Here is a 22963-nt window from a genome sequence, read left to right as displayed (position 1 = left end):
ACCGGACGCGATGCGGCAAAGCGGGGCCCGCGCGCTCGACGCCGCGCAGAAGACCCGAGCCGACTCGATGCACGACATCCGCGCCATCCGGGAGAACCCGGACGCCTTCGACCGCGACCTCGCCCGCCGGGGCCTCGCGCCGCTCTCGGCCGAGCTGATCGCCCTCGACGAGGCGCGGAAATCGTCCGTCTCGGCCGCGCAGGCCAATCAGGAGCGGCGCAACGCGCTGGCCAAGGAGATCGGCGGCGCCAAGAAGGCCAAGGACGAGGACCGCGCCGCCGCCCTGATGGCCGAGGTCGCGGCCCTGAAGGGGGCCGAGCCGGAGCTGAAGGCCGCGCAGGACGCGGCCGACAAGACCCTGGCCGACCGGCTCGCCGCGATCCCGAACCGGCCGAAGCCCGACGTGCCGGAAGGCGCCGACGAGCACGGCAACGTCCTCTACCGCAGCCACGCCGCGACCCGCGAGCGGCTGAACGAGGGCAAGGAGCATTTCGAGCTCGGCGAGGCCTCGGGCCTGATGGATTTCGAGGCGGCGGCCAAGCTGTCCGGCTCGCGCTTCGTGGTGCTGAAAGGTCAGCTCGCGCGGCTGGAGCGGGCGCTCGGCCAGTTCATGCTCGACCTGCACACGCAGGAGCACGGCTACCTGGAGGTCGCGCCGCCGGTGCTGGTGCGCGACGCCGCCATGTTCGGCACCGCGCAGCTGCCGAAGTTCGAGGACGACCAGTTCTCGGTCTTCAAGGGTCTCGATTACGTCAAGTCCCTGCAGGGGCAGGCCGGCGCGGACTCCGCGCCCGTCAGCGACGAGCATTTCTGGCTCGTGCCGACCGCCGAGGTGCCCCTGACGAACCTCGTCCGCGAGGCGATCCTCCGCGAGGAGGAGCTGCCCCTGCGCTTCACCGCGCTGACGCCCTGTTTCCGCGCCGAGGCCGGGGCGGCGGGGCGCGACACCCGCGGCATGCTGCGCCAGCACCAGTTCAGCAAGGTCGAGCTGGTCTCGATCACGACGCCGGAGGAATCCGCCAACGAGCACGAGCGGATGCTGACCAGCGCCGAGGCGGTGCTGAAGAAGCTCGATCTGCCCTACCGGGTGATGACCCTCTGCACCGGCGACATGGGCTTCGCCAGCCAGAAGACCTACGACATCGAGGTCTGGGTGCCGGGCCAGCGCACGCACCGCGAGATCTCGTCCTGCTCGGTCTGCGGCGACTTCCAGGCCCGGCGGATGAACGCCCGCTACCGGGGCAAGGACGGCAAGCCGGCCTATGTCCACACCCTCAACGGCTCGGGCGTCGCGGTCGGCCGCGCGCTCATCGCCGTGATGGAGAACTACCAGAACCCGGACGGGAGCATCACGGTCCCGTCGGTGCTCCACCCCTACATGGGCGGGCTCAACCGGATCGAGGGCACCCGCTGATGCGCATCCTGGTCACCAACGACGACGGCATCCACGCGCCGGGGCTCAGTACCCTGGAGGAGATCGCCCGCGAGCTCTCGGACGACGTCTGGGTCGTGGCGCCGGAGAGCGACCAGTCCGGCGTGTCGCACTCGCTCTCGCTCAACGACCCGCTGCGGCTGCGGCAGGTCTCGGAGCAGCGCTTCGCCGTCAAGGGCACGCCGTCGGACTGCGTGATCCTGGGCGTGCGCCACATCCTGGGCGATCACGGTCCGGACCTCGTCCTGTCGGGGGTCAACCGCGGCCAGAACGTCGCCGAGGACGTGACCTACTCGGGCACGATCGCGGCCGCCATGGAGGGGACGATCCTCGGCATCCGCTCCATCGCGTTGAGCCAGGCCTACGGCGTGGGCGGGCGCGGCGCGCTCAAGTGGGACTGCGCCCGGACGCACGGCGCGAAGGTCGTCCGGAAGATCCTGGAGACCGGGATCGAGCCCGGCATCCTGGTCAACGTGAACTTCCCGGACTGCGAGCCGGCCGAGGTGCAGGGCATTGCGGTGGCGGCGCAGGGCTTCCGCAATCAGGCGCTGCTGTCGATCGACGCGCGGGTGGACGGGCGCGGCAACCCGTATTTCTGGCTGGCCTTCGCCAAGGCCCGGTTCGAGCCGGGCCACGGCTCGGACCTCAAGGCCATCGCCGAGAAGCGGATCTCGGTCACGCCCCTGCGCCTCGACCTCACCGACGAGCCGACGCTGACGCGCTTCGCGCAGGCCTTCGCCGGGTGATCGAAGGGACGTCGGTCGATCTGGGCAGCCTGGAGGCGGCTGCCGGCAACGCGGCCTTCGTGATGGCGCTCCGGGGCCGCGGCCTGCGGGACACCGCGGTGCTGCGGGCCATGGAGCAGGTGCCGCGGGACACCTTCGCGCCGCCGCCGCATCGGGAGCACGCGCGGCGCGACATCGCCCTGCCGCTGTCCTGCGGCGCGTCGATGACGGCGCCGTCCACGGTGGCGCTGATGCTGGCGCGGCTGCGGCTCGAGCCCGGCCAGCGCGTCCTGGAGATCGGCACGGGCTCCGGCTACGTGACCGCGCTGCTCGCCCAATTGGGCGCCGGGGCGGTGCTCAGCCTGGAACGCTACACCTCGTTGGCCGGGGCGGCGACGCGGCGGCTCGCGGCCCTGTCCGAGGTGCACGTCGTCCGGGCCGACGGGCTCGCACGGGACCTGCCCGACGGGGGTTTCGACCGGATCCTGGTCCACGGCAGCGTCGCGGCGATCCCGGAGCACTGGCGCGCGGCCCTCGAACCCGGCGGACGGCTGGTGGCGGGCCTGCGCGGCGACGGCGGCTGCCGGGTGGCGGTGCTGGCGACGCCGGAGGCCGTGCCGGAACTCGGCGCGCCGGTGCGCCTGGCAGCCCTGGTGCCGGGACTGGCGCAGGTACTCTGACAACCCTCCGTCATCGCGAGCGCAGTGAAGCGACCCGTGGCCGCGCGCCCTCCGCAGGTGTGGCGCCGCTGGATTGCTTCGCCCCGCTCGCAAAGACGCCGCCGCTATCCGACGCGCCGCGCCGCCCACCACAGGCGCCACAGCCGGCGCCAGCGCGGCAGCTCGACGGGCGTGTTGAGCGGGTCGTAGGAGGCCCGCTCCATGGCGGCGAGGTAGGGCTCCACCAGGGCCGTGGGCAGGAAGGCGGCGCCCGCCGAGGGCGCGATGGTCGGGCGCGCCGCCTCGAAGGCCTTCAGGTGCTGCCGGGCGAGGGCGCGCAGGTCGGCGCAGGCCCGGCGCAAGCCCGGACCGCCGCGGCCCGTGACGATGTCCTCGCGGGTGACGCCGTAGCGGCCGAGGATGTCGGCCGGCAGGTAGACTTGCCCCGCGCGGGCGTGCCAGGGCAGGGCGCGCAGGAGCCCGGTGATGCCGTACGCCACGCCGGCATGGCCGGCCGCGCCCGCGCCGCCTGGTTCGGTGCCGTTGCCGATCAAGAGGCTCGCCAGCCGGAACAGCGCCGAGGCGGTCTCGCCGCAATAGCCCTCCAGGTCGTTCACCCGGGGCATCGGATCCTCGTAGAGGTCGAAGACGCGGGCGTCGATCAGGTCGACGAAGGGCTGGCGCCCGAGGCGGTTCGCCCGGATCGCCTCCTCCAGGGCGGCCGCCACCGGGTTGGCGCGCACGTCGCCGCGCGCCTCGCCCTGCAGGGCGTCGCGCCACCATTGCAGGCGGATCTCGCCGGCCATCGGGTTCGAGACGGCCTCGCGCACCCGCGCGATGGTCAACGAGAAGGCGTAGAGGGCGAAGAGGTGCGGGCGTGCGGCGGCCGGGGCGAACAGGGTCGCGTAGTAGCGGTCCGGGTCGCCGGCCCGCACGAGGCCCTCGCAGTGGGACTGCGCGAAGGCGAGCCCGGTCTCGGCGGTCTGGCCGTCGACCTCCGGCATCAGGCCACCGCGATCAGCGCGGCGGCGACCTTGCGGTTCTCGGCCACCAGGATGTTGTAGGTCCGGGCGGCGGCGCCGGTCTGCATCACGTCGAGGCCGACGCCGAGATCCTTCAGCCAGCCCCGGAGCGCGGGATCGATCGCCGCGATGTCGAGGCCGGTCCCGACGAGCAGCAGCTCGATGCCGCCGGCCTCGGCCTGGACCGGGCGCAGGGCCGTGCGGTCGATGGCCCGCGGCTCCGTCACGTCCCAGGCGCGGACCCCGGAGGGCAGCAGGAGGATCGAGCCGCGATGCGACATCCCGGCGAAGCGGAAGCCGCCGTTGCCGTAGGTGTCGATGATGTGCCGCCCCGGCACGAAGCCGGAGTCGAAGTTCTTCGGGCTTGGCTGATCGGCCATCTCGGGAAAGAAACTACTCCGCCGGTTGTGGGACGCCGGACCGCTCCGAGGCCGCGCGGGCGCCCGAGAGCATCAGGCCCAGATAGATCAACACCGGCGTCGAGACGAAGATCGCCGAGTAGGTGCAGATCAGGACGCCGCAGAGCATCACGACGGCGAAGCCCTTGATCGCCTCGCCGCCGAACAGCACTAGCGCCAGCAGCGACAGCGCCGACGAGATCGACGTCATCACCGTGCGCGACATGGTCGAGTTGATCGACAGGTTGAGCAGGTCGACGGTCGGAATGGTCTTGTACCGGCGCATGAGCTCGCGGGTCCGGTCGAACACCACCACGGTCTCGTTCAGCGAGTAACCGACGATCGTCAGGATCGCGGCGATCGAGGTCATGTTGAACTCGATGCGGCTGATGATGAAGACGCCGACGGTCAGCACGATATCGTGGAGGGTGCCCACGATGGCGCCGAGCGCCAGCTCCCGCTCGAACCGGAACCAGAGGTAGAGCAGCACCGCCACGACGGAGAGCACGACGCCGAGCGTGCCGGACTGGACGAGCTCGCCGGAGACGCGCGGACCGACGGTCTCGGTGCGGCGGAAATCGTAATCCTTGTCGAAGGCGGCGTGCGCCTTGTTCATCACCGCGGTCTGGCCCTGCTCGCCGGGCTGGAGCGGCAGGCGGACCAGCACGGTGCCCTGGTTGCCGAGTTCCTGAACCTCCGGCTCGCCGAAGCCGAAGCCCGCGGCCGTGTGCCGGATCGACGCCACGTCCGCGGTGCCGGACTTCGCCTGCAGCTCCACCAGGGTGCCGCCCTTGAAGTCGATGCCGAAATTCAGGCCGATCGTCAGGAACAGCGCCACGGTCGCGAGCGACAGCACCGCCGAGAGCGGGAAGGTGAAGCGCCGGAATCGCATGAAGTCGAAATGCGATTCATCGGGCCAGAGGCGGAGCAGGCGCATGGTCGGTACTCTATTCGCGGACATCGCGATGGAGGACGGTCGAGGCGCGGGTCCCCTCTCCCATGCGGGACAGGGGGGTCACGTCGCGCCGCCCGCGCTCCTTCGATGGCCTCCCAGACTAATCAGAACGGCAGGGTCTTCGGCCGGAACGTATTGTACCACACCGCGATCATCATCCGGGTCAGCGTCACCGCGGTGATGACCGTGGTGAGGATGCCGAGGATGAAGACCACGGCGAAGCCCTTCACCGGGCCCGAGCCGAGGAAGAACAGGATCAGGGCGGCGATCGCCATGGTCGAGTTCGAGTCGATGATGGTGGCGAAGGCCCGGTCGAAGCCCGCCTGCAGCGCCGAGATCAGCGAGCGGCCGGCCCGCTGCTCCTCGCGCATGCGCTCGTAGATCAGCACGTTCGAATCCACCGCGGTGCCGATGGTGAGCACGATGCCGGCGATGCCCGGGAGCGTCATGGTCGCCTCCAGCACCGACATCAGGCCGAGGATCAGCCCGACGTGGACGATGAGGGCGATGTTGGCGATGAAGCCGAAGGTCCCGTAGGTCGCGAACATGAAGGTCACGACGAGGGCCGCCGCCACCAGGGTCGCGAGCTTGCCGGCCTCGATGGAGTCGCGGCCGAGGCCCGGGCCGACGACGCGGCGCTCGACCACGGTGAACTTCGCGGGCAGCGCGCCGGCGCGCAGCAGGACCGCCAGATCGTTGGCCTGCTGCACGGTGAAGTTGCCGGTGATCTGACCCGAGCCGCCGGTGATCGCCGAGCGGATCACCGGGGCCGACACGACCTCGTTGTCGAGCACGATCGCCATGCGCCGGCCGATATTCTCCGAGGTCGCCTGTCCGAAGCGCTGCGCGCCGCGCAGGTTGAACTTGAAGCTCACCATCGGCTCGTGGGACTGCTGGTCGAAGGACGGCTGCGCGTCGGTCAGCTCGCCGCCGTCGGCCATGACCCGGCGCTCCACCGGGACCTTGGCGCCCTTCTCGTCCTTGGAGGGCAGCATGTCGACGTCGCCCGAGGGGCTGTCGGCGAGCATGCGGAACTCGAGCTTGGCGGTGGAGCCGAGCAGCTTCTCGAGCCGCTCCGGGTTCTGCTCGCCGGGCACCTGGATCAGGATCCGGTCCGCGCCCTGCTGCTGGATCGACGGCTCGGTGGTTCCGGTCGAGTCGAGGCGGCGCCGGATGACCTCGATGCCCTGACTCACGGCCCGGCGGGTGCGGTCGGTGATGCCGGCATCGGTGAGGGTCAGGCGGATCACCCCGCCCGGCTGCTCGGCGATGTCGAGGGTGCGGGCCGCCGTCTGGCCGATCGAGGTGGTGATCGGCTGCGACAGCTCCTGGAGCTTCGGCAGGACCTTGGCCCGGGCGGCGGAGTCGTCGATCTTCACCTGCACGCCGCGCGGCAGCAGGCCGATGCCGCCGTCGGCGCGGACGTTCTCCTGCTGGAGCACGCGGCGCACGTCGTCGCGCAGGGCCTTCGCCTGCGAGGCGATCAGTTCGTTCTGGTCCACCTCGAGCAGGAGCTGCGAGCCGCCCTGCAGGTCGAGGCCGAGGACGATCGCGCGCGTCGGCACCACCCAGCTGGGGAACCAGGGGGGCAGGCTGGCGACGAAGCTCTTGCGCTGCTCGGGCGAGAAGAAGCTCGGCACGGCGAGCATCAGCCCCACCAGGATCAGGCCCAGTGTCGCGATGATCTTCGCACGGGAGAAGCGCAGCATCGGCCGTCTTTTTCTCTTTTGGGCCGGCGCGCGGCGCCGGCCGGTTCAACCGGGAATCAGGCGGCCTTCACCGTGCCCTTGGCGCGGACCTCGGAGATCATCGACCGGACCACCCGCACGCGCACGTTCGGGGCGATCTCGACCTCGATCTCGGCCTGGTCGTCCGAAGCCTTGGTCACGCGGCCGACGAGGCCGCCGTTGGTGACGACCGTGTCGTCCCGGCGCACGGACTTGAGCAGCGCTTGGTGGTCCTTGACCCGCTTCTGCTGCGGTCGCAGGATCAGGAAGTACATGATCACGAAGATCAGGACGAACGGGACCACCTGAAAGGCGATCTCCGCTCCGCCAGCGGCCGCACCGGCCCCTTGCGCGAAGGCGGGGGTGATCAACGAGCGTCTCCTGCGAATGGCGCGCAGGCCTGCCGCCGGATGTGGCGCCCGCAGACCTGTCGAAAAGCGCGCGGACTATAGCCAGGGGCTTCCCGAAAGCAACGCCGAACCGCCGGGCATCGGCGGCGCGCTCATAGCAGGGCGCGTATCGCCGCCGCGAAGGCGTCCGGCGCCTCCTGGGGAAAGTTGTGGCCGACCCCCGCGACGATCTCACGCCGGTACGGGCCGGTGAAACGGCGGGCGTCGGTATCCGTGGCGGTCGGCGGCCCGACGCCGTCATCGCCGCCGAGCAGGACGATCGACGGCACGGCGATCGCCGGCTGGGCCGCCAGCCGCGCCTCGATCGCCACCAGCGCCGGATCGCTCGGAACGAGGCCGAAGCGGTGTCGGTAGGAATGCACCACCACGTCGACGAAGTCGGGATTGTCGAAGGCGCGGGCGGTCCGCGCGAAAGTCTCCACGTCGAAGGCCCAGGTCGGCGACCAGAGCTGCCAGAGCAGGCGGCAGAAGGCGTCCCGGTTCTCCGCGAGGCCGGCGCGGCCGCGCTCGCCGTGGAGATAGTACTGATACCAGAGGCGGTGCTCGGTCTCCGGCGCGGCCGGCCGCCCGGCGGCCGGGATGTTCTGGATGTTGTAGCCGACGCCGCAGCTGACGAGGCCCCGGGCCCGGCCCGGCCAGAGCGCCGCCACCACGCAGGCGGCCCGGCCGCCCCAATCGTAGCCGGCGAGCACGGCGCTCCCGACGCCGAGGGCGTCGAGGAAGGCGAGCAGGTCGGCCCCGAGCGCCGCCTGCTCGCCGGAGCGCGGCGTGGCGGCATCCAGGAAGCGCGTCGGCCCGTAGCCGCGCAGGTACGGCACGAGACAGCGCACGCCGTCGGCGGCGAGCTGCGCGGCCGCGGCCGCGCAGGCGTGGACGTCGTAGGGGAAGCCGTGGAGCAGCACCGCCGTCGGCCCGCCGGCCGGACCGAGCTCGAGATAGGCGACCTCCAGGACGCCGGCCCGCACGCGCTTCATCGATGGCTCCCGGGTTCGTGACGCCGGGATCCTAGCCGGTTCGCCGCGCAATTGCCGCACGCGCTTGCCGTCGCCGGTTCGCGCCCGACTTCACCCTGCGACGAAGAAGCGCGACGGTGGAGAACCATGGGCCTGCTCGACGGTGCGAAGACCCTGATCGGCGATGTGGTTGCGGCGGCCGACCGGGCCCTCGAGGAGACCGGCAGCGGCAAGCTCGCCCTGTCGCTGGCGAAGTTCTATCCCGGCGGCCTCCCGTCCTTCCTCGACCGCCTGCGGGAGACCGGGCACAGGGAGGCGGTGGCATCCTGGCTCGGCTCGGGCGCGCGGCAGACGGTGCCGGAGAGCGCCATCGCGGCCTGCCTGCCGCAGGGCGTGACCGAGCGCCTCGCGTACGATCTCGGCGTTCCGGAGGCGCGGGTCCCCACAGTGCTGGCGGAGTTCCTGCCCGCGGCGGTCGCCGACCAGAGCGAGAACGGCACGCTGAAGCCGCAGCCGAATTTCAGCACCCAGGTCCGCTGATCGCCCACCTCACGGGGCGGCGCACTTCATCTGCGGCGGCGCGGTCGCGCAGCTCAGGTGGCAGCTCTGCCTGGCGAAGCAGAACCACGACAGTTCGCCGCTCTTCAGGCAGGAGCCGCCACAATGGCGGTAGGTCCCGTAGAGCGGCCGAACGAAGACGGCATCCGCGAGAGGGCGCTCTTGAGCAAAGCGCTCCTGCACCGGACGCGTCGCTTCCGCGTCCGACAGGGCCGCGGAGACGGACGCGACCGCGAGCACGCATGACAGCGCCAGGGATCTCATGAGAGCCGACCGCGGACCGATGTCCCGGCCGGCATTCCGGACCGAAAGCCGATCGCTGTCGACTAAATTGCGGTTCACACCGGCGCGTCGCGGACCACCGGCCTCTCCCGCTTCGCGGAGATTGCTCTAGACTCCCGCCACTGACCATTCGACGGGGGTCCACATGAGTCTGCTCAACACTCTCGGCGGCTCGCTGGGGCAGATCGTGCTGAAGGCATTGCCGGGCGTGATCCAGCAGGTGCTGCCCGGCGGACTGAACGCGCTGCTCGATCAGCTCCGGCGCTCCGGCTACGAGAGCCAGGTCAATTCCTGGCTCGGCCGCGGCCCGAACGAGCCGATCACGGCCGAGGACCTGCGCAAGGTGCTCGACAACGAGCAGGTGCGCCAGATGGCGGAGAAGCTCGGCGTTCCGATGGACCAGCTGTTCCCGACACTGGCGCAGGCTCTGCCCGAGACCGTCGACCGTCACAGCCCCGAGGGGACGCTGCAGGCGCCGAAGGCTTAGGACAGCCGGCGCGGGTCGCGAGCCGGGGCGGCCGGACGGCGGACGACGCGAAACGGCGGCCCCGTCCGGGACCGCCGCCGCATCTTGCCGTCTCGTTCGGTGCCGCGCGGGCCGGCCTCGGCCCCGCGCGGTCCGTCTCAGTTGCTGGCGAGCTGGGACATCGGATCCACGGGCGCGCCGCCCTTGCGGATCTCGAAGTGCAGCTGCGGCGAGGTCACGTTTCCGGAGGCGCCGGACTTCGCGATGGTCTGGCCGCGCTTGACCTTCTCGCCGGGCTTCACGTCGATCTCACCGTTATGGGCGTAGGCCGAGACGTAGCCGTTGGCGTGGCGTACGAGGACCAGCTTGCCGTAGCCCTTCACGTCGGAGCCTGCATAGGCGACCGTGCCCTCCTCGGCGGCCTTGACCGGAGTACCCTCCGGCACGGCGATGTTGATGCCCTCGTTGCCGGAGGTGCCGTAGCCGGAGATCACCCGGCCCTTGGCGGGCCAGCGGAAGTTCTCCGTCGCTTCGGCCACCGAGCCGGTGGCGGCGGGCTCGGGCTTGGCCGGCGCGGCAGCGACCGGGGCCGCCTTCGGCGCCTCCTTGGCGGCGACCTTCTCGACCTTCTCGGCGGCGGCAGCCTCCTTGGCGGCCTTCTGGGCGGCTTCCTTGGCGGCCTTCGCCTCGGCGAGCTTCTGGGCGGCCTCCGCCTTCGCGGCGGCCTTCGCCTCGGCCTTGGCCTCCTGAGCCTTCGCCTCGGCCTTCGCCTTGGCCTCGGCCTTCGGATCCGCCTTCTTCTCGTCGGCCTTCTTCTCGTCCGCCTTGGCGACCTGTCCCGGGCGCACGTGCTTCGGCTTCTCGCCCTCCTTCAGGGCGACGTCCTTGCGGGTCTTGGCGTCGGCGACCTTGCGGGCGGCGGCGTCGCGGGCGAGTGCCTCCTTGCGCTCCGCCTCCTTCTCGGCGGCGGCGGCCTTCTGCGCGGCCTCCTTGGCGGCCTTCGCCTCGGCCAGCTTCTGGGCGGCCTCCTTGGCGGCTTCCTTGGCCTCCTCGCGCTTGGTCGCGACTTTGTTCTCGACCTGCTTGGCGTCCTCGCGCTTCTCCTCGGCGGCCCGGGCCGGCCGGGCGGTCATCGGGGACGCGGCGGGGTTCAGCCCGGAGGCATTGTAGACCGGGATCACGATCTGGCGGCCGGGCGTGATCTGGTTCGCGTTGCTCAGGCCGTTGGCGGCCAGGATCGCCGAAGCGGGCACGCCGAACCGCGTCGACATCTGGTTCAGGCTGTCGTTGCGCGACACGGTGATCTGGGTGCCGCCCTCGGCGCTCCAGCCGACCTTGCCGGTCGATGCGACGCGGGTCGCGGGGGGGGCGGCGTTGGTCTGGACCGGCGTCGCGGCGGCGGACGGCCGCGCGGCGGCGGGGGCGCCGAGCGCCTCCGACTGGATGCGGCCCGTCCGAACCGGCGGGACGGACTTGAGGCTCCCGTCCGGCAGGCTGCCGGTCGCGGAGGGTTCCGAATCGAACGGGTTCGAGAACGGGTTCGTCAGACGCGACGCGTCCGACGAACAGGCGGCAGCCGCACCGCCGATGATGCCGATGAGCGCGACGCGCGACAGCGTCCGCAACATCTGACCCGTACCGCGCACCCGCATCGACGCACCCGTTTGCCTGACGCAACCTGATGCGCCAATGAAGACGGATTCAGGTTAAGCAACCGTTCCCGTTCCGGCGGTCTGCGACCCTGGAGCGAAGGTAGGTGCAAGGTTTTCGCGCGGCCCCGAGGATGATTCCCGCTCGCGGGATCGTCCCTTTTCGTAACCGGCCGGCACCCCACATCGCATCCATGTTTACCATCCGCGGCGCGCGCGACACCCTGGCCGACCTGCCGGCGCTCGAGACGGCGCGCCTCGCGATCGCCGCCCTCCGGCCTGCCGACGCGCCGGCCGTCCGCGCGCTCACCGACGATCCGGCCATCACCGCGGCGGTGGATTTCCTGCCGACGCCGTTCACCCTGCAGGATGCCGAGGACCTGATTCGCAGCTGCGCGCGGGGCCGGGACTGCTTCCTCGGCGCCTGGACGCGGGACGGCGCGCCCGATCCGGCCGGGCGCGCGCTCGTCGGCGTCTTCGGCACCCATCTGCGCGGCGCCGGCACGATCGAGATCGGGTACTGGGTAGGCGGCGCCGCCCGCGGGCGCGGCTACGCCTACGAGGCCGTCTCGGCGATCCTCGATTTCCTCGGGGGGCGCTTCCCGGCGCGCGTCGTCGTGGCGGAGTGCCGCCGCGCCAACGTCGCCTCCTGGGGCCTGCTGGAGAAGCTCGGCTTCCGCGACACCGGCGAGGAGGGCCACCGGCCGGGCCGGCGCCTGCTCAGGCGAGCCTAACTCGGGGAAGGCGTGCCAGGCCGGGACCGGTGTCGTGCGGCCACGAAAAAGCCCCCGGCCTGAGGCCGGGGGCTCGCTGACAGGCGTCCTGAGCCGGACCGGGCGGTCCGATCAGAAGGTGATGCCGGTCTCGACCATGTAGCGGTCCTGCGAGGTGCGGTTGCCGGTGCGGCCGAAGCCGGTGCCGAGCGTGCCTTCCGCGAGGTTGCCGCGGGTGATCCCGCCGAGCTCGACGTGGGCGTACTCCACCCGGAAGAAGTAGCGGTCGAAGGTGAAGGTCGGCGTGACGGTCACCGAGAAGGCGTTGCTGCCGGCGCCGAAGCCCAGCAGGTTAGTGCCGCCCGACCCGCGGACGCCGGTCTGCTCGGTGTACTCGACGCGGCCGGCCAGGGCGAAGTTGTCGGTGAAGGAGTAGGCCGCCAGCAACGCCCCGCCGTAGGTCGAGGCCGAGTTGGCGATGCCGACGCGCAGGTCACGCTCGACGTTGGTGAACTGGAAGTACGGCGAGATGATCCACGGGCCGTTCGCGTAGGTGTAGTTGATGTTGAAGATGCCGCTGTTCTGCTGGAGGTTCGGCGTCGCGAACTGGTAGCGCGGGCTGCGGTCGAGGGCGTTGGTCCGGCCGAGGTTCAGGCCGCCGTTGACGCCGATCGTGTTGTAGTCGTCGAGCTTGTAGGCGACGTTGCCGGTGAACCACGAGATCTCGTTGGAGAAGAACCCGTCCGTGCCGGCGACCGACACCGAGAGCGGCCCGCTGCTGTAGTTGACCTGCACGCCCTGGTTGATGAAGTTCTCCTGCACGAACAGGAGGCCGCGGTTGATGTTCAGGTTCTGGTAGGTGAACAGCAGCTCGGTGCCGATCATGGTGAACATCCGGCCGCCCTGGACCGACCATTCATCGTTGATCTGGATCTTGCCGTAGGCGACCGGGACCGGGCCGAACAGGAGGTCGGTCTGGGTGAAGGTGCTGAGGGTGGGGAAGCCGAGCTGCGGGATCGAGTAGCCGCCGGCCTGGATGTAGAACTGGAACGCGCCCTCGGGCTTCTGGATGATACCCTGCACGTTCGAGAAGTCGAACCGGGCCGCGCGGTCGCGGTCGTTGGGCGCCGCCGGGGTCGAGAACGACGCGAACGGGTTCGACTGGGTGTAGCCGTAGCCGGTGATGGCGCCGCCCACGTAGAGGTCGCCGAGCGGTCCGGCCGAGAAGCAGCTCGGATTCGGGTTGGCCTTGATCACGCCGCCGTAGGCCGGGCCGAGGAGCGTGGCCTTGCAGGGCTCGGCGGGGGGCGCGACCGGAACCGGCGCCGGAGCCGACAGGTCGGCCGCGAGGATGCTGGTCGAGGACAGCAGCACGGTGGCCAGTCCGGCCAGGGTGGATCGCTTCAGCATGGTGTCGCAGCTCGTTCGGGTTCGTCTACGGCCAAGCTGACATCGCGGTGCGATTGACACAAAATCAAACATAGAGCAGTTGCATATTTTTTGGGCAGTTCCGTATCGCTGATCACGTTCGATGCGGAAATGTGACTTTGCCGCCACATTTGTATCGGAACCCCGGCCTTTTCCTTCCGCGCAGACCCGGAGGTCTTCCGCGTGGCGCCCCAATTCTACCGAGTCAGGCGGCCGGGCCGATCGGATCGCAGCGAAACCCTCCGAAGTCCTGCCGGGCTAGACGTTCTGCGAGCGCCGGCAGGAACAGCATCGCCTCATCGGCGAGGCGCCAGGGCGGGTTGACGACGATCAGGCCGCTGCCGGTCAGCCGCGTCGGGTCGTCCGGCCGGTCGATCAGCAGGTCGAGCCGCAGGGCGGGGCGGGGCAGGGCGGCCCCGAGGTCGCGGACCATCCGGTCGAGGGCCGCGGCGTCCTTGATCGGGTACCAAGCCAGGAACAGGCCGGTCGGCCACTTCGCCACCGCGCGGGCGAGATGGGCGCCGAGGCGCTCGATCTCGCCGGGCACCTCGTAGGGCGGGTCGATCAGCACGAGGCCGCGCCGCTCCGGCGGCGGGATCTGCGCGTTGATCGCGGTCCAGCCGTCGAGGTTCATCACCTTGGTGCGGGGATCGCGGGCGTAGCGGTCCTGCAGGGTCGCGGCGTCCGCCGGGTGCAGCTCGACGAACACGCCCTTGTCGCCGGGGCGGAGCGCCTCGCGGATCACGGCCGGCGAGCCCGGATAGGCGGTGGTGCCGTGTCGAGCGCGCACCGCCGCCACCGCGGCCCGGTAGGGCTCCAGCAGCGCTTCCACCTCCGGCGCGAAGGGCGCCGCCATCCGGCCCCAGCCGTCCCGCCACTCTCCGGTCCGGGCCGCCTCGTCGGCCTCGAGATCGTAGACGCCGAGGCCCGCGAAGGCGTCCAGCGCCCGGAACGGCTTGTCCTTGAGGCGCAGGTGGTCGAGCACCCGCGCCAGGACGAGGTGCTTGAGGACGTCGGCGTGGTTGCCGGCGTGGAAGGCGTGCCGATAGTTCATGGCAGCGCGCTGAAGCCGATCCCGGGCGCCGGGTCCAGGGGCCGGTGCGCGAAAGGCGGAAAAAACTCAGCGCGCGGCGTCGAGGCCCACCTCGGGCGCCCGGCAATTGCCGCGGGCGACCTCGGGACAGGGGGTGAAGCCGCGCAGGTCCTTGCCGAAGCAGATCCGGACCTCCTGCAGCTGCCCGCGGGTGCAGGTGACCGCCATCATGTCGGGGCGCAGGCCGCGATTGGCCGCCACGAACTGCCGCGCGATCTCGATCGGCGCGAGGGTCTGCAGCGGGGCGCCGCCCTTGAGCCCGTCGGGGATCGTCACCGCGAGCCGCGCCGCGCGGGCGGCCGCGAAATAGGCGGCGGGATCGAGGCCCGAGCAGGTGCCGTGCTTGCGCCACTCGTACCGGGCGAGACCCTCGCTCGGGTAGACCTGCCCGGCGACCTCCATCGCCTGCCGGGTCGGCGCGCGGTTCACCGCCGAGCAGTTCTGCGGGTACCCGCTCGCATATTGCGGCCACAGGCCGTGGACGACGAAGCCGAGGCCGCGCCCGGGGGCGCACTGGACGTCGTCCCGGCGGGCGCCCGGCCCCGCGCAGTAGGTCGGCGACCACGACAGGGCGAGGACGTAGAAGTCGAAGTCGCCGGGCGCGCCGCGCCGGGCGAAGCCGCCGTAATCCTGGGCGGCGGCCGGGGCGGCGGCCGACCCGGCGAGGAGCAGGCCCGCGAGGCCGGCGGCGCGCCCGCGCATGGTCAGGGACGCGCCATCCGGCAGGCGGTGGCGTAGGCGTAGGAGAGGTCCCGGTCGAGGCCGTGGATGCAGAACTCGACGCCCCAGGTCGCGCCGATGATGCCGAGGCTCTCGCGCACCGAGTAGTCGACCTTGCGGCGGACCCCGTCGGAGGTGGTCACGGTCGCGGTGCAGAACCGGCGCGGATAGGTGTCGAGGCCCCAGGGCCGCCACGCGGTGCGCTCGATCGTGTCGAAGGACAGGATCGTCATCGACGAGTTCCAGAACTTCGCCTCCTTCTCGGCGAAGTTGGTCGAGACCCGCTCCAGCACCGACGGGTCCTGGCAGCCCGGGATCTGCGCGTCGAACGGGAAGATCCGCTCCTCGGCGGGCTCGATGTCCTCCCGGGCCGACCGGGCGAGCGCCGGCTGGGCCAGGGCGAGAAGGGCCAGCCCGAGGGCGAAGCCGTGAAGAACCGGGCGCATGGCGCGTGCCTCGACGGATGTGCGATCCTGCATCCGCGAACGATGGCTTCGCCGCGCCGCCAGTCAAGCTCCGGCAGTCCCGCGCCGGCGCTTTGCCGGCCTGTGCGGCGCGGCCGCTACAGTCACCGGTCGGGGCGCGGCGCGGGATCGGCGCCCGGCCGGATCCGGCGCCCGGCGCGAGCCCCGCGGGTCGCGCCCGCCTCTCAGTAGATCGGCTCCGCGCTCGGCGGCGCGCCGAGCTGCAGCGGCTCGTCGTACTCCTGCGCGGGCTCGTCGTGGGCGGCGGCGACCCGCGGTGCCGGCCGCACGGGCGCCGTCGCGGTGTAGGCCGAGGCCGCGGCCGGACGGTCGAGGGGCCGGGCGGGCGCACGGGCGACCTGGGTCGCGCTCCCGGCCTTCGACATCGGCGACACGCCGTAGGGATCGTCCTCCTCGACGTCCACCGGCGCCTGAGGGCCGGCGGGCTGGCGCTGCGGCGGGATCGGACGGCTCAGCGGCCGCTCGGCCCCGGTGCCGAGCTGCGGCGTGAACTTGATCAGCGGCTTGCAGATCCGGCGCAGACCGCGCGGGTCGTGCCGTGCGAGATCGACGTGGATGTGATCGTAGTGGAACACGTTCGAGCCGGGCGCCAGCACGGTGGTGAAGCGCTGGCAGGCGCCCAGGAAGATCTCGCGCAGGAAGCCCTGCTCGGCCTCCGTGCCGCGCCAGCCGCCCTTGACGGTGATCACGTGGCCGTCGGCGAGCTTGATCGACATGACGTCGATCGCGTTCCCGAAACCGTGCTCGGAGAGCTTGGCGCCGGGCTGGTTGTTGCGGCCGCGGCAGGAATAGGAGCCGGCGTTGATCTCGGCCACCGGCACGCCGAAGTAGAGGTTGGCGGCCGGCTGGATCGTGTCGGCGAGCCACGCCTCGGCCTCGGCCAGCGCCGGGCAGCCCAGCGTCATCCGCTGCTTCAGCAGGACGGAGCCGCCGCCGAGCCGCGTCACCCGGAAGGGCTGCTGCATGCCGCAGGGCCCCGGGCCATCCATCGCCGCGATGGGCGTGATGTACTCCGAGGGCTCGACGAGCTTCTTGGCCAGGCAGACCTGCTCCGCCTGATCGCGCCACGGTTCACGTCGCTCGAAATGATTGATCGAGCACGCGGTGAGGCCCGCACCGAACAGCGCCAGGGCCGAGAACAGGGATACGCCACGCCACATGACCCGGACGATGCGCACGGTCGCGTAAAGCGTTCGTCAACGGCGTTTCGGGAATGCGGTCGGCTGTGGCGTCTCGGTTGACAGCGCCGCGGACCGCGGACTGAATGCATTATGCTCTCGCTTCTCGACCTCCGCGCCCGCATCGAAGCCGGCACCCTGACGCCCGCGGGCGCGATCGACCTGTGCCGCGCCGCGATCGCCGCGCGGGAGCCGGACCTCCGCGCGCTGGTCACCCTCGACGCGGCGCCCGCGATCCCCGAGGCCGGGCCGCTCGCCGGCATCGCGGTCGGCGTGAAGGACATCATCGACAGCGCGGGCCTGCCGACCCAGATGGGCTCGCCGATCTACGCGGGCTGGAAGCCCCGGGGCGACGCCGCGGTCGTGAGCCGGCTGAAGCAGCTCGGCGCCGTCGCCCTCGCCAAGACCACCACCACGGCCTTCGCCAGCAGCGATCCGACCGAGACGGTCAACCCGCACGATCCCGGCCACACGCCGGGGGGCTCCTCGGCGGGCTCGGCCGCCGCCGTCGGCGCCGGGATGCTGCCGCTGGCCCTGGGCACGCAGACGGCGGGCTCGGTGATCCGGCCCGCGAGCTTCTGCGGCTGCGCGGCGGTGAAGCCGTCGTTCCGGCTGATCCCCACGGTCGGCGTGAAGACCTACTCGTGGGCCCTCGACACGGTCGGGCTGTTCGCCGCCGGGGTCGCGGACGTCGCCCACGCCCTCGCGCTCGTCACCGGGCGGCTGGAGATCGAGCGGGCGGAGGGGGGCTCGGCGCCGCGCATCGCCGTGGTGCGGCAGGATTTCGCCGGCACCCCCGAGCCGGAGGCCGAGGCGGCGCTCACCCGCGCCCGGCAGGCGGCCGAGCGGTCCGGGGCGCGGGTGAGCGACCTCGCCCTGCCGACCGAGCTGGCGCAGGCCTGGGAACGCCACCGCCTCATCCAGAACTACGAGGGTCGGCTGGCGCTGGCCTGGGAGTACGACACGCAGGCCGACGCGCTGCCGCCGCGCACCCGCGCCCATCTCGATGACGGGGCGACGATCAGCCCGGCCCAGTACGATGACGGGCGCCGCCACGGCCATCACGCCCGCCGGGTGCTGAAGGGCCTCTTCGCCGATTACGACGCGATCCTGACCTTCTCGGCGCCGGGTCCGGCGCCCGCGACCCTGGCCTCGACGGGCGACCCGCGCTTCAACCAGCTGTGGACGCTGATGGGCGTGCCCTGCGTGAACGTGCCGGTGCCCGGCCACCGCCTGCCGGTGGGCGTCCAGGTGATCGGCCGTTTCGGCGACGACGGCCGGGCCCTGGCGGTCGCCCGGATGATCGAGGCCGCGCTGCGCGGCTGACCGGCCGCCCGCGCCCGTCGACGGCGCGGGCGCCCGGGGCGCTCAGCTGCTCGGCTGCTCGTGGAGCGTGTCCTCCACGTAGAGCTGCTCCAGCAGGACCTTGATCACCGCCATCAGCGGCAGGGCGAGGGCGATGCCCCAGAGCCCGAAGATCACGCCCAGGATCAGCTGGCCGGCGAAGATCGTGGCCGGCGGGATGTCGAGCGCCCGCTTCTGGATGAACGGCGTCAGGCCGTAGCTCTCCAGGCACTGGACCGCGAGATAGACGCCGATCGCGCCGATCACCGCCTTCGTGCCCGAGGCCAGGGCGGCCAGGACGATGACGAGGCCCGCCACCAGCGGCCCGACCGTGGGCACGAAGGCGAGCAGGCCCGCCTGCAGGCCGAGGATCAGCGCGCCGCCGATACCCAGGAAGGCGAGGCCGGCCCAGGTGCACAGGAAGATCACCGCCATGATGATCAGCTGGCCGAACAGCCAGTGGCGGAGGGTCTCGCCGGCCCCGTCGAGGACCTGGCTGGCCCGCCAGCGCTTCGCCGGCGGCACGAACCGGACGACCCCGTCCCGGTAGGCCTTCGGGTCGGCCGCGAAGGCGAGCCCCAGGAAGGCGATCACCAGCACGTTGCCGAGGGCGTCGAACAGGCCCAGGATCACCGCCGCGGCCGGCCCCAGGACGCTGCCGGCATCCGAGACCATCGAGCTGCCGCCCTTCAGCAGGCCGTTGGCGAGGCCGCCGAGCCCCCCCTCTCTCTGGCCCGCATCCGTCGAGCCGTCCTTGCCACCGCCCTGCGGCGCGAGGCTCGGCACGTCGATGCCGCGCTCCGACAGCCAGCCCGTGACGGTTCCGGCCTGATCCTTGATCGTCGTCCCGAGGTCCCGGCCCTGCTGGACGATGGTGGCGCCGCCGTAGCTCCCGAAGCCGATCACCGCGACCGCGACCGCCACGCTGGCGAGGGACAGCCGCAAGCCGCGCGGGAGCGGCAGGACGCGGCCGAGCCCGCGGGTCAGGCCGTCGAGGAACACGCCGAGGAGCACCCCGGCGAAGATGAGCAGGAGCGTGCCGGCCGACATCCAGGCCAGGGCCAGCGCCGCAACGAAGCACACGACGGCGATCCCGGAGGCCGCGAGCGGTGCGGCCCCGCGCCAGGGCCCGACGGGACCGTCCAGTTCCTGAAGGCTGCTGTCCGACATCGTCGCTCCTAAACCGCGGGCTCACGAACGCCGTGGGCTCTCAGGGGTCAAGTCCGGCGGCCGGCTTCTGTGCAATCCGGGGTGGGGATGCGCGTCCGCGCGTCGTCCGCGCAAGTCGCCGGACCGCAGGCTCCGGCCGCCGGGAGCCGCACCGTCGGCACGGACGGCGATCGACAGGGTCCGCCCCTCGGCCCGGGCCGGCCCGTCGACACCGGCCATCGGCCCGGCGGCGTGGTCCGTCCCGGGCTCGCGCGTCGGCGCCGCGGGCGCGGCCCTGATCATTGCGCCGATCGTCGAGCGCCCTGGGGCAGCCTGAGCGCGACCCCGGGCACGGCCATCAGGCCCAGCGGCCGGCCGCGGCCTCGTCGTGGGCCGCCGCCTCGACCCAGCCGCCGGTCGTGCCGTCGGCGAGGTGCTCCCGCTTCCAGAACGGGGCGCGGGTCTTGAGGTAGTCCATCAGGAAGTCCGCGGCCTCGAACGCCGCGACCCGGTGGCTGGCGGCGGTGACCACCAGCACGATGCCGTCGCCCGGACGGACCAGGCCGTGCCGGTGGATCACCCGCAGGGCCTGGAGCGGCCAGCGCGCCATCGCCTCGTCGGCGACGCGCCGGATCTCGGCCTCGGCCATGCCGGGGTAGTGCTCCAGCTCGAGGGCGGTCAGCCGCCCGCCCTCGTCGCGGCACAGGCCGGTGAAGGTCACGACGGCGCCGGCTCGACCGCCCAGCGCGGCGCTCAGGCCGGCGATCTCGGCCGCGGTGTCGAAGGGCTCGGCCTGGATGCCGACGCTCGGGACGGGGGCGCTCATGGCCCGATCCATAGGAGTCCCCGGCTTCGCGGACCAGCCCCGTCCCTGTCACACCCGGTCCTGCCTCTATATGACACGGTCCGTCGCGCCCTGCCGGCCCGGCGCGCGGCCCGCCATCGTCCGGATGTCCCCGCGCGCTCCGGACGGCGCTGGAGAAGGATACCCGCGTGACCCCCGACCTGATCCTGCCCTACGACGGCGAGCAGCCGGACTTCGCCAGTCGCCCCGTCTGGTGCGGCCGCGGCAGCACGGTGATCGGCGCCGCCCGGATCGGCGCGCAGGCCTGGATCGGCGACGAGGCGGTGATTCGCGCGGACGGCCAGACCGTCACCCTCGGCGACCGCTTCTGGCTCGGCCACCGCTCGACGGTGCACATCGCCACCGCGACGCACGGCACCCGGTGCGGCGACCGGGTCACGGTCGGGCGCAACAGCGTGGTCCACGCCTGCACGCTCGGCTCCGACGTCGTCGTCGAGGACGACGTGGTGATCCTCGACGGCGCCGAGGTCGGCGACGGCGCGGTCCTCGAGGCCGGCGCGACGGTCTTCCCCCGGGCGACGCTGCCCGGCGGCTTCGCCTACGCGGGCAGCCCGGCCCGCCCCAGCCGCGCGATCGGATCCGACGAGGTCGCCGAGCGGGCCGAGCGGTTGCGCGAGCGGATGGGCGACGGGCCCGCGCTCCCGGCCGGGGAGGCGCTGGAGGTCGAGGACAGCGTCTTCGTGGCACGCACCGCCCGCCTGCGCGGGCGGGTGAGCCTCGGCGCCGGCGCGAGCGTGCTGTTCTGCTGCGACCTCAACGCGGAAGTCGGACCGATCGTGGTCGGCGCGGACACCAACATCCAGGACAACACGGTGATCCGCACCCGGGCGGACGGGGTGGTGATCGGGCGGGACACGACCATCGCCCACAATGTCCGGATCGCCGATTGCCGGATCGGGGCGCGGGCGCTGATCGGCATCGGCGCGACGATCGCGGCCGGCACCCTCATCGCCGACGACGTCATGCTGGCGGCCGGGGCCACCACCGATCCCGGGCAGATCCTGGAGGCCGGCTACCTCTGGGGCGGCCGCCCCGCCCGCATCCTGGGGCCCCTCGACGCCGAGAAGCGGGCGATGATGATCCGCATCGTCGAGGGCTACTGCCGGCACGGCCGGGAATACCGGGCCGCGCAGGAGGCGCTGGCCTGACGGCCCGCCGTCAGTGCTGCAGGATCTTCGACAGGAAGGTCTGCGCACGCTCGGAGCGGGGGCTGCCGAAGAACTCGTCCTTCCGAGCGTCCTCGACGATCTCGCCGCGATCCATGAAGATCACCCGGTCGGCGACCTTGCGGGCGAAGCCCATCTCGTGGGTCACGACCATCATGGTCATGCCCTCCTTGGCGAGCTCCACCATCACGTCGAGCACCTCGCCGACCATCTCGGGGTCCAGCGCCGAGGTCGGCTCGTCGAACAGCATCACCACCGGGTTCATGGCGAGGGCCCGGGCGATGGCCACGCGCTGCTGCTGACCGCCCGAGAGCTGCCCCGGGAACTTGTTCGCGTGGGCTCCCAGGCCGACGCGGGCGAGCAGGTCGAGGCCGCGCTTCTTCGCGTCCTCGCCGCTGCGGCCCAGCACCTTGCGCTGGGCGATGGTGAGGTTCTCGGTGATCGACAGGTGCGGGAACAGCTCGAAGTGCTGGAACACCATGCCGACCCGCGAGCGGAGCTTCGGCAGGTTGGTGGCCTTGTCGGCGACCTTCGTGCCGGCCACCGTGATCTGGCCCTTCTGGAAGGGCTCCAGGGCGTTGACGCACTTGATCAGGGTCGACTTGCCCGAGCCCGAGGGACCGCAGACGACCACGACCTCGCCCTTGGCGACCTGGGTGCTGCAGTTCGTCAGCACCTGGAAGTCGCCGTACCATTTGCTGATGTTGTCGATGGCGATCATCGTCTCGCCGGGGGCCACCGCCTGGGCGCCGGAGATCAGGCTGCCCGGCTGCAGGCCGGCATCCTTCGGCGCGTGGCTGGCATCGGCGACGGGTTCGGCGGCGGTGGGGGCCGGCATCGGGGACGAGGTCATGACACGGTCTCCAGTGTCGGTCAGCGGATGATGGCCACGCGGCGCTGCAGGCGGCGCACGAGGTACGAGGCCGAGAAGCAGATCGCAAAATAGACCACGGCGGCGAAGACATACATCTCGACGAGACGGCCGTCGCGCTGGGCGACCTTCGAGGCGGCGCCCATGAAGTCGGTGAGCGAGAGCACGTAGACCAGCGACGTGTCCTGGAACAGGATGATGGTCTGGGTCAGCAGCAGCGGCAGCATGTTGCGGAAGGCCTGGGGCAGGATCACGTTGCCCATGGTCTGCCAGTAGTTCATCCCGAGGGCCTGGGCGGCGGCCGTCTGACCCTTCGGGATCGACTGGATGCCGGCGCGCATGATCTCCGAGAAGTAGGCCGCCTCGAAGGCCATGAAGGTGATCAGGGCCGACGGGAAGGCGCCGACCTGGATCGGCGTCGAGGATCCGGTCAGGTAGGCGCCGATATACGGCACCAGGAAGTAGAACCAGAAGATCACCAGAACCAGCGGCAGCGAGCGGCAGAGCTCGACGTAGGCCTTGGCGAGGTGCCACAGGCCGGGAATGCCCGACAGGCGCGCCATCGCCAGCAGCGTGCCGATGATGACGCCGCCCACGGCGGCCATGGCGGTGAGCGTCACGGTGAAGACCATGCCCTGACCGAACAGGTAGGGCAGGGACGAGGCGATGACGGAGAAGTCGAAATTCGAGAGCATCGGGGCCTGTTACCGGTGGC

25 protein-coding genes are annotated in these 22963 nt (G+C 71.8%); 8 read left to right on the top strand and 17 right to left on the bottom strand.

Translation table 11 applies throughout. From position 1 onward, the window contains the following. The first annotated feature begins 67 nt into the window (after positions 1–67). The 3 genes from serS (at position 68) to BM314_RS16900 (ending at position 2837) form a co-directional block, all read left to right on the top strand. Positions 68–1414: a serine--tRNA ligase gene (serS, locus tag BM314_RS16910; RefSeq protein WP_091979216.1), complete on the top strand. Its 1347-nt coding sequence runs from the start codon at positions 68–70 to the stop codon at positions 1412–1414. Further along, positions 1414–2178, top strand: coding sequence for a 5'/3'-nucleotidase SurE (gene surE, locus BM314_RS16905; protein WP_091979117.1), 765 nt, complete (start codon positions 1414–1416; stop codon positions 2176–2178). Before serS ends, surE begins: the two co-directional genes overlap by 1 nt. A 62-nt stretch (positions 2179–2240) precedes the next feature. Further along, entirely contained in the window at positions 2241–2837 is a 597-nt protein-coding gene (locus tag BM314_RS16900; RefSeq protein ID WP_091979215.1) for a protein-L-isoaspartate O-methyltransferase family protein, read from the top strand. A gap of 104 nt (positions 2838–2941) precedes the next feature. Here the strand turns inward: BM314_RS16900 and BM314_RS16895 are convergent, their stop codons facing one another. The 6 genes from BM314_RS16895 to BM314_RS16870 all read right to left on the bottom strand — a co-directional run bounded on the left by BM314_RS16895 (position 2942) and on the right by BM314_RS16870 (position 8302). Then, the gene (locus BM314_RS16895; RefSeq protein WP_091979116.1) at positions 2942–3820 is read right to left on the bottom strand and encodes a phytoene/squalene synthase family protein; all 879 of its coding nucleotides are present in this window, start codon (positions 3818–3820) and stop codon (positions 2942–2944) included. After that, positions 3820–4218 carry an Mth938-like domain-containing protein gene (locus tag BM314_RS16890; RefSeq protein ID WP_056533929.1) on the bottom strand — a complete coding sequence of 133 codons (399 nt, stop codon included), beginning with the start codon at positions 4216–4218 and terminating at the stop codon, positions 3820–3822. Before BM314_RS16890 ends, BM314_RS16895 begins: the two co-directional genes overlap by 1 nt. Positions 4219–4231: 13 nt before the next feature. Continuing rightward, positions 4232–5173: a protein translocase subunit SecF gene (gene secF / locus BM314_RS16885; protein WP_012319245.1), complete on the bottom strand. Its 942-nt coding sequence runs from the start codon at positions 5171–5173 to the stop codon at positions 4232–4234. 122 nt (positions 5174–5295) lie between these two features. Further along, entirely contained in the window at positions 5296–6900 is a 1605-nt protein-coding gene (secD, locus tag BM314_RS16880) for a protein translocase subunit SecD (protein WP_091927054.1), read from the bottom strand. A 56-nt stretch (positions 6901–6956) separates the two neighbouring features. After that, positions 6957–7289: a preprotein translocase subunit YajC gene (yajC, locus tag BM314_RS16875; RefSeq protein ID WP_020094208.1), complete on the bottom strand. Its 333-nt coding sequence runs from the start codon at positions 7287–7289 to the stop codon at positions 6957–6959. A gap of 131 nt (positions 7290–7420) precedes the next feature. Further along, positions 7421–8302, bottom strand: a complete 882-nt coding sequence (locus tag BM314_RS16870; RefSeq protein ID WP_091979114.1) for an alpha/beta fold hydrolase — start codon at positions 8300–8302, stop codon at positions 7421–7423. 126 nt (positions 8303–8428) lie between these two features. On the opposite strand from BM314_RS16870, the gene BM314_RS16865 reads away from it, so the two are divergent. Further along, positions 8429–8821 (top strand): YidB family protein, encoded by a 393-nt coding sequence (locus tag BM314_RS16865; protein ID WP_091979112.1) that lies wholly within the window; start codon positions 8429–8431, stop codon positions 8819–8821. Between the two features lie 9 nt (positions 8822–8830). On the opposite strand, the gene BM314_RS16860 is transcribed toward BM314_RS16865, so the two are convergent. Beyond that, complete coding sequence (locus BM314_RS16860; RefSeq protein WP_091979110.1) at positions 8831–9103, bottom strand: hypothetical protein; 273 nt, start codon at positions 9101–9103, stop codon at positions 8831–8833. Between the two features lie 163 nt (positions 9104–9266). On the opposite strand from BM314_RS16860, the gene BM314_RS16855 reads away from it, so the two are divergent. After that, a complete protein-coding gene (locus BM314_RS16855; protein ID WP_091681175.1) occupies positions 9267–9608 on the top strand; it encodes a YidB family protein in 342 nt (113 codons plus the stop codon). A 137-nt stretch (positions 9609–9745) separates the two neighbouring features. Here the strand turns inward: BM314_RS16855 and BM314_RS16850 are convergent, their stop codons facing one another. Next, positions 9746–11239, bottom strand: coding sequence for a peptidoglycan DD-metalloendopeptidase family protein (locus BM314_RS16850; RefSeq protein ID WP_091979108.1), 1494 nt, complete (start codon positions 11237–11239; stop codon positions 9746–9748). Positions 11240–11430: 191 nt separating this feature from the next. On the opposite strand from BM314_RS16850, the gene BM314_RS16845 reads away from it, so the two are divergent. Then, positions 11431–11970, top strand: a complete 540-nt coding sequence (locus BM314_RS16845) for a GNAT family N-acetyltransferase (RefSeq protein ID WP_091979106.1) — start codon at positions 11431–11433, stop codon at positions 11968–11970. A gap of 111 nt (positions 11971–12081) precedes the next feature. Here BM314_RS16845 and BM314_RS16840 read toward each other — a convergent pair whose 3' ends face one another. From BM314_RS16840 to BM314_RS16820, 5 genes are all read right to left on the bottom strand, one after another. Further along, a complete protein-coding gene (locus BM314_RS16840; RefSeq protein ID WP_020094215.1) occupies positions 12082–13359 on the bottom strand; it encodes a porin in 1278 nt (425 codons plus the stop codon). A gap of 223 nt (positions 13360–13582) precedes the next feature. Further along, positions 13583–14431: a 23S rRNA (adenine(2030)-N(6))-methyltransferase RlmJ gene (gene rlmJ, locus BM314_RS16835; protein ID WP_091927048.1), complete on the bottom strand. Its 849-nt coding sequence runs from the start codon at positions 14429–14431 to the stop codon at positions 13583–13585. A 66-nt stretch (positions 14432–14497) separates the two neighbouring features. Continuing rightward, positions 14498–15172 carry a ribonuclease T2 family protein gene (locus BM314_RS16830; protein ID WP_091979104.1) on the bottom strand — a complete coding sequence of 225 codons (675 nt, stop codon included), beginning with the start codon at positions 15170–15172 and terminating at the stop codon, positions 14498–14500. A gap of 2 nt (positions 15173–15174) precedes the next feature. Beyond that, positions 15175–15636 (bottom strand): hypothetical protein, encoded by a 462-nt coding sequence (locus BM314_RS16825; protein WP_020094218.1) that lies wholly within the window; start codon positions 15634–15636, stop codon positions 15175–15177. 203 nt (positions 15637–15839) lie between these two features. After that, positions 15840–16835: an extensin-like domain-containing protein gene (locus tag BM314_RS16820; RefSeq protein ID WP_091681218.1), complete on the bottom strand. Its 996-nt coding sequence runs from the start codon at positions 16833–16835 to the stop codon at positions 15840–15842. 111 nt (positions 16836–16946) lie between these two features. On the opposite strand from BM314_RS16820, the gene BM314_RS16815 reads away from it, so the two are divergent. Continuing rightward, positions 16947–18179 carry an amidase gene (locus BM314_RS16815; protein WP_091979102.1) on the top strand — a complete coding sequence of 411 codons (1233 nt, stop codon included), beginning with the start codon at positions 16947–16949 and terminating at the stop codon, positions 18177–18179. 42 nt (positions 18180–18221) lie between these two features. Here the strand turns inward: BM314_RS16815 and BM314_RS16810 are convergent, their stop codons facing one another. Continuing rightward, positions 18222–19367 (bottom strand): AI-2E family transporter, encoded by a 1146-nt coding sequence (locus tag BM314_RS16810; protein ID WP_170868131.1) that lies wholly within the window; start codon positions 19365–19367, stop codon positions 18222–18224. 337 nt (positions 19368–19704) lie between these two features. Next, positions 19705–20172: a molybdenum cofactor biosynthesis protein MoaE gene (locus BM314_RS16805; RefSeq protein WP_020094223.1), complete on the bottom strand. Its 468-nt coding sequence runs from the start codon at positions 20170–20172 to the stop codon at positions 19705–19707. A gap of 167 nt (positions 20173–20339) precedes the next feature. On the opposite strand from BM314_RS16805, the gene BM314_RS16800 reads away from it, so the two are divergent. After that, positions 20340–21359 carry a gamma carbonic anhydrase family protein gene (locus BM314_RS16800; RefSeq protein WP_020094224.1) on the top strand — a complete coding sequence of 340 codons (1020 nt, stop codon included), beginning with the start codon at positions 20340–20342 and terminating at the stop codon, positions 21357–21359. Between the two features lie 10 nt (positions 21360–21369). On the opposite strand, the gene BM314_RS16795 is transcribed toward BM314_RS16800, so the two are convergent. Further along, positions 21370–22098, bottom strand: coding sequence for an amino acid ABC transporter ATP-binding protein (locus tag BM314_RS16795; protein ID WP_056534124.1), 729 nt, complete (start codon positions 22096–22098; stop codon positions 21370–21372). A gap of 152 nt (positions 22099–22250) precedes the next feature. Continuing rightward, positions 22251–22943: an amino acid ABC transporter permease gene (locus tag BM314_RS16790; RefSeq protein WP_056533906.1), complete on the bottom strand. Its 693-nt coding sequence runs from the start codon at positions 22941–22943 to the stop codon at positions 22251–22253. Positions 22944–22963 lie beyond the last annotated feature (20 nt).

This window comes from Methylobacterium sp. 13MFTsu3.1M2, from assembly GCF_900112625.1.
Classification (GTDB): Bacteria; Pseudomonadota; Alphaproteobacteria; order Rhizobiales; family Beijerinckiaceae; genus Methylobacterium.
Note: the sequence above shows the minus strand (reverse complement) of the source record. Positions and strands in the feature narration are given on the sequence as shown.